Source organism: Rosistilla carotiformis (assembly GCF_007753095.1).
GTDB classification, from domain to species: Bacteria; Planctomycetota; Planctomycetia; order Pirellulales; family Pirellulaceae; genus Rosistilla; species Rosistilla carotiformis.
The window spans coordinates 3,005,875-3,017,732 of record NZ_CP036348.1; the positions used below are offsets into that span (position 1 = coordinate 3,005,875).

The window sequence follows — 11,858 nt, forward strand, 5'->3', positions numbered from 1 at the left end:
TTGCAGACGTCGGTCGGCGGTCGCTGTCAGTCGCGGCGTCGCCATCCGCCGCTGAGACGAGCGCGCTCGTCCGCGTCGGCGAGGACGGTTTGGAGGAGATGCGCGGCTTTTGTGGCCGCGGATTGGCGATCCTCCGACTTAACTGCAACAATCGACCCAGTTCCTCGGACGGCGGATGTTGTTTGGCTTTGAAGTTCGCTTCATAATAGGTAGGCGTCTTGCGTTGGCGTACGATACATTCGTTTTCGAAAGGCCCTCCGAGCGGCCTGTCGCGTTGGGATCAGCGATTTCATGAAAGCTTTAAAAATAGTTTGCTTGCTGGGGCTGATCGTGGCCCCCGTGTTTGCCAAGGAACGCCGCGCCGCGCCGCCTCGGTTTGGTGCCGATTCGTTTCGTGGCGTCTTTTTCGAGGACCTCTCCGAATCGGTCGCCGCGTCGCGACCGAGTGTTCAAGCGTTGCGCGGGATCATGCCTCGGGCAGCCGGTCCGGCTGCTGGCGAGCCACAAGAGAGCGAGGATGCGGGAGGCGGTTGGGGCAAGCTGGCAAGCGCTCAGAGTATCGAGGATGAGATCAAGCGACAGAAGCTGAAGTTTGACGCGGATGTGTCGCAACCTGGCGCTTTTAAGAGTGGCGGGTATGTGAACGCCCGGACGGAATTGTCGATCCTGGCGACCTTATTCGGCGTGGTGACGCTGTACGAAGGGGATATTCGTTGGAAAGAGCAAGCCGAGGCGGCGCGCAATCTGTTAGCGCGGACGGCGGGCAATTGCAATTCAGGCTCGATTCAGGTGTTCAACGAGTGCAAGACGCGGAAACAGGATCTGGACGATCTGCTGGGGGGCGGTTCCCTCTCGGGCCCGCCAGCGAAGGCGGAATCGGATTGGCCGATGATCGCCGATCGCTCGGTTTTGATGGGATATTTGGAGACGCTTTCGAAGGAAGAATTGCCCAATTTGACAAACGATGACACAGGGGTCAAAGAGACTCCGGATAAAGTCAAACAATTCAGCGACATGGTCGCGTTGGTCGGCAATGTATTGATTCAAGAAGGGATGGACGAGGCCGACGACGAGGAATATGTCAAACTCTCCAAACAGATGCTCGACGCGGCGATCTTGGCTGGCCAGGCCGCGAAGCAGGGAGATGCCGATGGGGCTCGGAAAGCGGTTGGCATGATCAATCAATCTTGTGATGCCTGTCACGAGCAATACCGCTAACCGCCACGTCGCAGCGCGTCGGGGCACCGCCAACGCATCCATCCCTGGGTATTCGATGGGAATTCGATTCCAATGCCATGAGTGTCAACATCGTTTAAACGTCAAAGAGTTCTTGGCGGGCAAACGGGGAAAGTGCCCCAACTGCCAAACGATGTTTCGGATCCCGATGGGCGATCAAGCGTGGTCGATGCCTGTGGATTCGGATCTGACAGACAGCCACGATTCATCCGTCCCGGAGGAATCTCCACAGCTCGCCGCGTATCGTTCCGAAACGCTCGCCGCGGCGGAATCGGCTGCCGTTTCGACGCCTTCCCACGCAACCGCACCCGACGGTCCCAAGCCGTCCAGCAAGGTCGCGACGGCCCAGCATCCGGCACCGGAATCCGTGCCTCAGGCCGATCCGTCCGCCGCCACGAAATCGGATCCGCCAAGTGAAACAGCTCCGGCCGAATTGCCTCCGGATCAATCGCAGCACGAGACTTCGCAAGACGAATCGTCACCGCTGGCGATGCCCGTGGACGTCGTTTGGTATGTCCGGCCGCCCAGCGGTGGGCAATATGGACCTGCGGGCGGCGCGCTGATGCAGCAGTGGATTCAGGAGCATCGAGTGGTGCCCGGATCTTTGGTGTGGCGGGATGGATGGTCGCAATGGCGCGAAGCCGAAGATGTGTTTGGTCCAAATTTTGGCACGTCGGGGATTGCCGATATCGATCTCAACGCCGATTTGCCCGAAGCGCCCCTCGGTTCGCAGGGAGGCATCGATCTGGGCCGATCGACGTCCGGGGTGCACCTGGAACAAGAACCAAAGCTGACGGAATTCGAACGGCGGCAATTGGCCAAACGCAAACGGCGGACGCGGATGATCGCGATGCTGGCCGCCGTGAGTCTGTTTTTAATCGTGGTGATCATCCTGGTGATCGTTGTCAAAAGTGGCGACGCGTGATGCGGTCGTTTTCGACCGATTGGATGCCTGGTAAGCCGCACAACCTTTTGCAATTGAGTGTCTCAATGTTTCGATGTTTTGCGTTGTTGTGGGTGATGTTCTGTAGTAGCGTCGTGGCGTCGGAACCGGCGGAGCTGCGCTTGGCGACCTTTTCGGCTGACATCACGATTCCGCTGGGGCATCGTTGCATGGGCGTTTTGCCGACGAAGGCGTTGCGCATCGAAGATCCGTTGGAAGCCCGCGGCCTGGTGCTGTTGGGATCGGGCCCGCCGGTGGTGCTTGTTGCATTGGATTGGTGCGAAGTTCGCAACGGTGCGTATGATCAATGGCGCGATCAGATCGCCCAGGCGGCGAACACCGTCCGCAATCGAGTGCTTGTTTGTTCGCTGCATCAGCACGACGCACCGGTTACCGACAGCGGTGCCCAAGCGCTGTTGGACCGTGTCGGCATGCAGGGCGAACTGTACGATGTCGCCTTTCACGCGGATTGCATCGCTCGCGTGGCCGAAGCGATTCGCAAGGCGATCCCGTTGGCTCAGCCGCTGACACACGTTGCCGCCAGTCAAGCCAAGGTGGACCAGATCGCGTCGAACCGCAGGGTCGAGTATCCCGATGGCCGGGTCGGTTACGACCGGGGCAGTCGGATGAGTCCCGATTCGCCAGCGGCGCTGGCTGACGCCGGAGAGATCGATCCGTTTCTCAAAACGATCCACTTCTACAACCAGGATCGCGAACTGGCGGTGATCTCATCGTATGCCACGCATCCGATGAGCTATTACGGGCAAGGGGGCGTGACCGCCGACTTTGTTGGCATGGCTCGACGGCGACGCCAATTGGATACCGAAGGGAGCATGCAGATCTACACCACCGGCTGCAGCGGCGACGTGACGGCTGGAAAATACAACGATGGAGCGGCGGCGACGCGTGCGGTTTTGGCAGATCGGCTGTATCAAGCGATGGTTCAGTCGGCGGCGGTGGCCCAACGCCAACCGATTTCCGAATACCGTTTCCGATGCGAAACGTTGCAGCTGCCGTTTCACGAAGGGGATGAGTTCACGCGCGAGGCGATGACCGCGGTATTGGAAGACGAACAGGCCAGCGAGAAGAATCGGATTTTGGCGGCGATGGGGCTGAGTTCGTTGGATCGTTTGGAGCGTCAGCCGATCGATTTGCCCTGTCTCGATTTAGGGATTGCTCAGATCGTGTTGTTGCCAGGGGAATCGTTTGTCGGATACCAATTGATGGCGCAACGCTTGCATCCGGATTCATTTGTGATGGCGATCGGATTCGGCGAAAGCTGGACGGGATATATCCCTACGAAACGGGCCTTTGACGAAGGCTTTGGCCACAGCTGGCGGTGGGTCGGCCGCGGTTGCGAGGCGATCATTCGCCAACAGCTGACGCGGGTGTTGGCGGAATAACCCGCCAATGGGAGGCAAATTGCACGCCCAGTTGGCCTCGGTTGCCCGTTATGATCCTAGCCGCAAGGCTTCTTTATGGTAGAATCCTCGGCGTGAACCTATGTCTGCGCGTTCGTTGCGTTCCGCTACCGGTGGCCGTTGGGGCGTAAGCGACGCGGTCGGACGATGCACGCAGCATCCTATCTCCCTTTTGTTTGAATCTGTGCTTTATCGGTTTGATTGATGAACGAATCCAACGCTGAAAACCTCGAAAACGCTGTTCCCCCGCAATCCTCCACAGCCGATGCACAGCCTCCCATCGATGCTGGTGACGCCGCGACTCCATCGCCCGCGCCCCTAGCGGCTGACGATGCGACGTTGTCCGACGCAGCGGCCGCACTTGCGGCGGCCGCCGATTCGCCGGCTCCCGCATCGGGAAGCGGTCCGTTAGCCGGTCGGCCCAGCGGCCCGTTGGCGCGGCGTTCACCTGGGCATCAACCCAGTTCGCCGCCTCCATCGGCCGGCCGTCCCGGATCACCGTTGCCCGTTCCACAACGGCCTAAAAAGCCGGCGGCCCCCGCCGCGGAAGGAGCTGCAACGGAGACGGGCGGCGAAGCGGCGAAGCCCGAGAAACCGAAGCACGTTGGCAAAGAGAAACATCCGCCACGCGGCAAACAGATCGCTCCGCCACCAACTCCGCGGATTATGGTCCCCAGCAAACGCGCCCCTTTGTCGGACGACTTGGAAGAAATGTTAGCCCGCGAATTGGCCGGCTCGGGACTTGAAGAGATTCTTGGCGGCCAAGCGGGCATGCCGATGCGCGATGCTTTGGTCGAAGGCCAACGCGTGCAAGCGAAAGTGATCAAGAAGAATGTCGATGCCGTGTTTGTCTCGTTGGGTGGTCCCGACGAAGGGGCGGTCGCATTTGAACAATTCAAAGAGGAACCTGAAATCGGTGCTTCGGTCGAAGTCATCGTGCGTGGGTTCAACAACGACGACGGGATGTACATGTTGGCGCTGCCTGGTCAAGCGCTCGACGCCAGCGACTGGGATGAGTTAGAAGAAGGAGACGTCGTCGAAGCGTATGTCGAATCGGTCTGTAACGGCGGTGTCGACGTCAAGGTCGGTTCGCTGCGCGGCTTCATTCCGATCAGCCAATTGTCGGAGTTCCGCATTGAAGACGCGGCGGAGTTCGTTGACAAAAAGCTGATGTGCGTTGTCAACGAGTGCAATCCACGCCGCAAGAACTTGGTGCTCAGCCACCGTGCGATCCTCGAACGCGAACGCGAGGAACGCCGCCAAGAACAGATGGCCAAGATCGCTGTGGGCGATGTCTTGGAAGGAACCGTCCGCAACGTCTTGGACTTTGGCGCGTTTGTCGATCTCGGGGGCGTCGAAGGGCTGATCCACATCAGCAAGCTCAGCTGGGATCGAATCAAGCATCCTAGTGAAGTGATCGAGACGGGCCAAAAGGTGAAGGTCCGGATCGACAAGATCGATGAGGCCACCGGCAAGATCGGACTTTCCTATCGAGATCTGCTGGAACAACCTTGGGACAACATCGACAGCAATTTCCCTGTCGGTTCGACGGTCACCGGTACCGTCACGCGGACCGCCGATTTCGGGGCCTTTGTTCGTTTGGGAACCGGCATCGAAGGGCTGATCCACATTTCCGAACTCGCCCATCATCGCGTCTTTAAGGTCGACAACGTGGTCAAAGTCGACGATGTGATCGAGGTGAAGATTCTCTCGGTCGACAAAGATTCGCAGCGGATCGGATTGTCGCTGAAGGCGACTCAGGTGAAACCGCAGACCGAGGAAGAGAAGGCGAAAGAGGCGGCTGAGGCAATCGATGAACCGGCACCCGAGCCGTACATCAAGAAACGCCACGTCGGTCCGCTCAAGGGTGGCAAAGATGCGGATGCCGGCGGAGCCAAGTTTGGTTTGAAGTGGTAGAAGGGGCGATGCCGTTTGAGACTGAGCTCAGGGAACTGCCGCCACCATGGCGGCAGATCAGCCTTCGGTTCGGTTGCTGTCTTTGGGGTACGACCCCAGGATATCGCGGCGAACCGTAAAAGCTTTCAGATCTTCAATCGCAGCTTTCACTGGGGCGTCCTGTTTGTGCCCCTCCAATTCGACGAAGAACAGATATTCATTGGGCCCGGCGGGCATCGGATAGGATTCGATCCAGGTTAGATTCAGGTTATGGGTTTTGAAGACGTTCATTGCATCGGCCAAGGCGCCGGGGCGATGGATGATTTGCAGGACCAAAGCCGTCTTGTCGTTGCCACTGGAATCGGGTTCATGGGCTCCCAGTACAGCAAATCGTGTGACGTTGTTGGGGTTGTCTTCGATGCTGGCCGCGATCACGTTTAAGCCGTACTCACGCCCGGCCGCTTCGCTAGCGATTGCGGCAACCCCTGGTTTTTCGGCCGCCAGTTTGGCCGCCGCGGCGGTGCTGGAGAGCTCTTTCAGCTGCGCCGCCGGCATGTGTTGGGCCAACCAGCCTCGGCATTGCGATAGCGCTTGCGGCTTGCTGTAAATTTCAACGATCTGTTCGCGCGGCGTGCGGCTCAATAGATAGTGGTGGATTGGCAGCAGCACTTCGCCACAGATATTGACGGGGGTTTGCACGAACATCCCCAGCGTATCGACCACGCGGCCGTCGGTTGAATTTTCGACGGGAACGATGCCCATCGCGGCTTGGCCCCGACCCACCGCATCAAAAACGGCGGCGATGGTTGTTTCTGGGGTGAACGATGCGGCGTCGCCAAAGTATTTGATCGCGGCCAGATGGCTGTAGCTGTGCTGAGGGCCCAGGTAAGCGATCCGGCAGGTTTCCAGTTCCGCATTGGACAGACTGGCGACGTGCCGCAGCAGCGTTCGCAAGCGATCGGGATCGATCCGATGCGTGGCAGCGCTTTGCTTGACCGTCGATTCGATCCGCGCGCTGACATCTGCTGGCGATTCCGCAGCGTTTTCCTGACGCAGGATTTCCATGCGTTGCCCGACTAGGTCAAGGATGGCTCGATCGATCTCGTTGAGGCGTTCAGGGTCTCGCGGCATCGTGGATTGGCTCTTCGAGGGTGTCAGGATGGCTGAGTTGCCGGTGCTCCAACGACACGGCAAAATTCATACGGGCGAAGTCTGTCATTTTGACCGGCAACGCATTGCTCATCGAAACCGAAACGGGCTCAAAAGTCAAACTGGAGCCGTGACGATGACGAATATTAGGCGGTTGGAACCGCAAAACGGTGCCTGATGTACCGAAACGTACAGGAATTGCAGTTTTTTGGAAGCCGTGGTTTGGTTCTGGCACGCTCTTTGCTTTTGTTCACATTCGTTCGCGTGACGGCCAAACATGTCGCCGACCGAACGAGACGCGGCACGACATGCAATGCTCCACAGGGCGAGCTTTGTCGCACAACGAATAGACTAAAATTCTGACGATACGACTGGAGGAGAGATCCATGGCACAAGGCGAAAAAATTATTGGTATCGACTTGGGGACCACCAACAGCGTCGTTGCCATCATGGAAGGTAACGATCCCAAGGTGATTCCCAATGCGGAAGGCAACCGTTTAACTCCCAGCGTGGTGGCGTTCACCGACAAAGCGGAAACGATCGTCGGCGAACCGGCGCGTCGCCAAGCGGTCACCAACCCAACGCGAACGATCTATTCGGCGAAGCGTTTCATGGGCCGCCGGCACAACGAAGTTCATTCCGAAGAGAAGATCGTCCCATACGAAGTGACCGGTGCGGAATCCGACTTCGTCAAAATCAAGGTGGGCGACAAGGAATACACGCCGCAAGAAATCTCGGCAAAGGTGCTTCGTAAGCTGAAGGAAGCTGCCGAATCCTACTTGGGGCACAAGGTCAACAAGGCGGTCATCACCGTTCCCGCGTACTTCAATGACAGCCAACGACAAGCCACCAAAGATGCGGGTGACATCGCGGGTCTGGAAGTGATGCGGATCATCAACGAACCGACGGCTGCGGCGATCGCGTACGGACTGGATAAGAAGAAGGATGAAAAGATCATCGTCTTCGATCTGGGGGGTGGTACGTTCGACGTGTCGGTTCTGGAAGTTGCCGATTCGGGCGACGACGAGAGTTCGACGCGCGTCTTCCAAGTGGTCAGCACCAGTGGCGATACGCACCTCGGTGGCGACGACTTCGATGAAGCTTTGATCGGTTACGTTGCCAGCGAATTCAAGAAAGATCACGCAATCGATCTGCGCAGCGACCCCATGGCACTGCAGCGTTTGCAAGAAGCGTGCGAAAAAGCAAAGAAAGAATTGAGCACGCTGCCAGAAACCGACATCAACCTGCCATTTATCACGATGGATCAAACCGGGCCCAAGCACCTGACGATGAAGGTCACGCGGGCGAAGTTTGAAGAGTTGATTGCCGATCTGATCCAACGTTGCCGTAAGCCTGTATTGCAGGCACTGGAAGACGCCGGGATGAAGCCTAGCGACATCGACGAGGTCGTCTTGGTGGGTGGTAGCACGCGTGTTCCTAAGGTTCGCGAAGTTGTTAAAGAGATCTTCGGCAAAGACCCTCACCAGGGTGTGAACCCCGATGAAGTGGTTGCGATCGGTGCTGCGATCCAAGGTAGCGTTCTGGCGGGTGATCGTACCGACGTGTTGCTGTTGGATGTCTGCCCATTGACCCTGGGGATCGAAACCGAAGGTGGTGTGATGACACCACTGGTCGAACGCAACACGACGATTCCGGTGGAGAAGAAGAATACGTTCAGCACCGCTGCGGACAACCAAACCGCGGTCACCGTCCGCGTTTTCCAAGGTGAACGCAAGATGGCGGCGCAGAATCGATTGTTGGGCGACTTCAACCTCGAAGGGATTCCTCCACAACCACGCGGTATGCCTCAGATCGAGGTCAAGTTTGACATCGACCAGAACGGTATTTTGAATGTCAGCGCGAAGGACCTCAATTCCGGTAAAGAAGCCAAGGTGCAGATCGAACAATCGGGCGGTCTGGACGACTCCGAAATCGAACGCATGAAGAAGGACGCCGAAGAGCATGCCGATGAAGATCGCAAGCTGTTCGAATTGGCCGAAGCACGTAACAAGGCGAACAGCCTCATCCACGAATCGGAAAAGCAGCTCAAGGATAACGAAGAGAAGCTGACCGATGCGGACAAGGAGCCCATGAACGCGGTGATCAAGAAGGTGCGCGACGCGGTTGCTGGCGACGATACCGCGGCGATTGTTTCGGCGACCAGCGAATTGGAGCAAGCTTGGCAAGCGTTCAGCAAAGTGCTTTATGAAAAAGCGGGAGCTGAAGGCGCGGCGGCGGATGGTGCATCAGCGGAACCAGCACCAAGTGCGGATGACGATGCCATCGATGCGGAGTTCGAAGTGAAAGACAAGTAAACGTCTTCAACGATGATTGATCACCGGGCCGGTCCGATGGGCTGGCCGGTGATCGCTACGCGGGCCACAGACGATTATCCCAACACGCGACAGTGACCGATTGGTTGCAAGCGTGTCTTCAACGGCTGTGGCTTTTTCGTGCGCGGTCCGCAGTTTTTTTGAATCTTACAGGCATGTTAGGCAGTATCAGAAACAGGAGTTTGAATCATGGCATTTCGATTTGACAAATTGACACATAAGTCGCAGGAAGCGGTCGGCCAAGCTCAAGGAGAGGCGACCGAAGCGGGAAATCCTGAAATCACTCCGTTGCACCTGCTTGCGAGCATGCTCAGCACCGGCCAGGGGATCGTTCGCCCGATGCTGCAAAAAATCGGTGTCGACATCGATCAATTGAATGGGATGTTGGCGAGTGAATTGGAGCGATTGCCTAAGAGTTCCGGAGGACGTCAGGCCGGTGTTTCCCCCGAACTGCAAAAGGTCTTCGAGGCCGCTGCGCGACGCGCCGAGACGATGAAGGACGAATTCGTCAGTAGCGAGCATCTGCTGTTGGCGATGACCGATACCGACGGCAAGGCAAAGAACCTCTTGAAATTGGTCGGCGTTGGGACGGACGACGTGCTTTCGGCGCTGAAAGAAGTGCGGGGCAGCGCGCGGGTCACCGACCAGAACGCCGAAGACAGTTACCAAGCATTAGAAAAATATGGCATCGACCTCGTGCAATTGGCCCTGCAGGGCAAATTGGATCCGGTGATCGGTCGCGACGCAGAGATCCGACGCGTGATCCAGGTGTTGTCGCGACGCACGAAGAACAATCCCGTGCTGATCGGTCAACCGGGGGTTGGGAAAACAGCGATCGCTGAAGGGCTAGCGCTTCGAATTGTCGAAGGCGATGTTCCGACCAGTTTAAAAGACAAGCGGGTGATCTCGTTGGACATGGGCGCACTGGTTGCCGGGGCGAAGTTTCGCGGCGATTTTGAAGAGCGTCTGAAGTCGGTTTTGCGTGAGGTCAAAGAGAGCGCCGGCAGTGTGATCCTGTTCATCGACGAACTGCATCTGGTGGTTGGTGCCGGTAAAGCGGAAGGATCTGCCGATGCCGCAAACCTATTGAAGCCGGAATTGGCTCGCGGTGCCTTGCGCTGCATCGGGGCGACGACGTTAGACGAATACCGTCAGCACATCGAAAAGGACGCGGCGTTGGAACGACGTTTCCAGCCTGTGTTTGTGGGCGAACCGAACGTCGAAGATACGATTGCCATTCTGCGCGGGCTGAAGCCGCGATATGAAGCCCACCATGGCGTCCGCATTACGGATTCCGCGTTGGTCGCGGCGGCAACGTTGTCGCATCGCTATATCGCCGATCGCTTCCTTCCCGACAAGGCGATCGATCTGGTCGACGAGGCGGCCAGTCGCTTGGCGATGGAAAAGGAAAGCGTTCCCGAACCGATAGACGAAGTTCAGCGAAGGCTGCGTCAGTTGGAACTGGCAGCACGTCAACTCGAACGCGAAGAAGATGCCTCGGCAAAATCGCGGTTGAATGAAGTGAATGCCGAAATGCAGCAGCAGAAGGCGGAACTGGCTTCGCTTCGCGAACAATGGGAAGCCGAAAAGTTGGGACTTGATGATGTGCAAAGCATTCGCAAGCAGATCGATCAGGTGGATCATGAATTCCGAACTTTGGATGGTGAGATTCGCCGCAAACAATCCAGCGGCGAAGCGGTTACGGAAGCCGAGTACCAACAGTTGTATGAACTGGATAAACGCCGTACCGATTTGACAGCGCGGGCCGAAAAGCAAGCCGAGACACAGTCGCAAGGTGCCGTTAGCGCCGACGATCCGTCGCATGGGGCTCGACGCTTGTTGCGACAGGATGTGACCGATGAAGAAATCGCGGAAGTCGTCAGCGCCTGGACAGGGATTCCGGTCCATCGCATGCTGGAGACCGAGCGGGCGAAATTGTTGGTCATGGAAGAGCGTTTGCATCAGCAGGTCGTTGGCCAGGATGCCGCCGTCACCGCAGTGGCCAATGCCGTCCGTCGCAGTCGCAGTGGATTGCAAGATCCGCATCGGCCGATCGGATCGTTCCTGTTCCTGGGGCCAACGGGCGTCGGCAAAACCGAATTGTGCAAGGCGCTCGCGCGGATCATGTTCGACGATCCCAATGCGATGGTTCGCTTGGATATGAGCGAGTTCATGGAACGGCACAGTGTCAGCCGATTGATCGGGGCGCCTCCCGGATATGTCGGATACGAAGAGGGTGGCAAGTTGACCGAAGCGGTTCGTCGGCGCCCGTATTGCGTGATCCTTTTGGACGAGATGGAGAAGGCGCATCCCGATGTCTTCAACGTCTTGTTGCAAGTGCTTGACGATGGTCGGTTGACCGATGGCCAAGGTCGGACCGTTGATTTTGCGAATACCGTGATCGCAATGACAAGCAATGTCGGAAGCCAAGCGATTCAAAAAATCGCTATGGACGGTGGCTCGGATGCGGAATTGGAAGCGTCGGTTCAGGAATCGTTGAAGGCTCGGTTTTTGCCAGAGTTTTTGAATCGAATCGATGACACGATCGTGTTCCACCCGTTGCAGTTGGATCAGATTCGGAAGATCGTGCGGATCCAGCTGGAAGGGCTATCTTCGCGGTTGGAGGCCAATGAGATCGGCTTGGAAGTTACCGATGCGGCGGTCGAAGCGATTGCCGATCGAGGCTTCGATCCAACCTATGGTGCGCGTCCGTTGAAGCGGGAGATCCAACGGAGTCTGGAGAATCGGTTAGCGACCGAGCTGTTGCGGAATCAGTATGCGGCCGGATCGACGGTCCGCGTCGACTTTAAAAACGGCGACTACACGTTTGAAATGATCCCTGCAAACGCAGCCGTCGCGGCGGACTAGCCCTCCGCGACG

7 protein-coding genes are annotated in these 11,858 nt (G+C 57.6%); 6 read left to right on the forward strand and 1 reads right to left on the reverse strand.

The window, feature by feature from the left end; translation table 11 throughout:
• Window positions 1–291: 291 nt before the first annotated feature.
• The 4 genes from Poly24_RS11040 to Poly24_RS11055 all read left to right on the forward strand — a co-directional run bounded on the left by Poly24_RS11040 (window position 292) and on the right by Poly24_RS11055 (window position 5,517).
• Window positions 292–1,218, forward strand: a complete 927-nt coding sequence (locus Poly24_RS11040; protein WP_145094656.1) for a cytochrome c — start codon at window positions 292–294, stop codon at window positions 1,216–1,218.
• 55 nt (window positions 1,219–1,273) lie between these two features.
• The gene (locus Poly24_RS11045) at window positions 1,274–2,161 is read left to right on the forward strand and encodes a DUF4339 domain-containing protein (RefSeq protein ID WP_145094659.1); all 888 of its coding nucleotides are present in this window, start codon (window positions 1,274–1,276) and stop codon (window positions 2,159–2,161) included.
• Window positions 2,162–2,226: 65 nt separating this feature from the next.
• Complete coding sequence (locus Poly24_RS11050) at window positions 2,227–3,582, forward strand: hypothetical protein (protein ID WP_145094662.1); 1,356 nt, start codon at window positions 2,227–2,229, stop codon at window positions 3,580–3,582.
• Between the two features lie 222 nt (window positions 3,583–3,804).
• Window positions 3,805–5,517: a 30S ribosomal protein S1 gene (locus tag Poly24_RS11055; protein WP_145094665.1), complete on the forward strand. Its 1,713-nt coding sequence runs from the start codon at window positions 3,805–3,807 to the stop codon at window positions 5,515–5,517.
• A gap of 57 nt (window positions 5,518–5,574) precedes the next feature.
• Here the strand turns inward: Poly24_RS11055 and pheA are convergent, their stop codons facing one another.
• Complete coding sequence (gene pheA / locus Poly24_RS11060; RefSeq protein ID WP_145094668.1) at window positions 5,575–6,627, reverse strand: prephenate dehydratase; 1,053 nt, start codon at window positions 6,625–6,627, stop codon at window positions 5,575–5,577.
• Window positions 6,628–7,031: 404 nt separating this feature from the next.
• Here pheA and dnaK point away from each other — a divergent pair, with 404 nt between their 5' ends.
• Together dnaK and clpB are read left to right on the forward strand one after the other, a co-directional pair.
• Window positions 7,032–8,960: a molecular chaperone DnaK gene (gene dnaK, locus Poly24_RS11065; protein ID WP_145094671.1), complete on the forward strand. Its 1,929-nt coding sequence runs from the start codon at window positions 7,032–7,034 to the stop codon at window positions 8,958–8,960.
• Window positions 8,961–9,167: 207 nt separating this feature from the next.
• Window positions 9,168–11,846 carry an ATP-dependent chaperone ClpB gene (gene clpB / locus Poly24_RS11070; RefSeq protein ID WP_145094674.1) on the forward strand — a complete coding sequence of 893 codons (2,679 nt, stop codon included), beginning with the start codon at window positions 9,168–9,170 and terminating at the stop codon, window positions 11,844–11,846.
• The last annotated feature ends 12 nt before the right edge of the window (window positions 11,847–11,858 follow it).

Coding starts and splice junctions, on each gene's coding strand:
- Poly24_RS11040 (WP_145094656.1), top strand. CDS start 292: ATGAAAGCTTTAAAAATAGTTTGCTTGCTGGGGCTGATCGTGGCCCCC.
- Poly24_RS11045 (WP_145094659.1), top strand. CDS start 1,274: ATGGGAATTCGATTCCAATGCCATGAGTGTCAACATCGTTTAAACGTC.
- Poly24_RS11050 (WP_145094662.1), top strand. CDS start 2,227: ATGTTTCGATGTTTTGCGTTGTTGTGGGTGATGTTCTGTAGTAGCGTC.
- Poly24_RS11055 (WP_145094665.1), top strand. CDS start 3,805: ATGAACGAATCCAACGCTGAAAACCTCGAAAACGCTGTTCCCCCGCAA.
- pheA (WP_145094668.1), bottom strand. CDS start 6,627: ATGCCGCGAGACCCTGAACGCCTCAACGAGATCGATCGAGCCATCCTT.
- dnaK (WP_145094671.1), top strand. CDS start 7,032: ATGGCACAAGGCGAAAAAATTATTGGTATCGACTTGGGGACCACCAAC.
- clpB (WP_145094674.1), top strand. CDS start 9,168: ATGGCATTTCGATTTGACAAATTGACACATAAGTCGCAGGAAGCGGTC.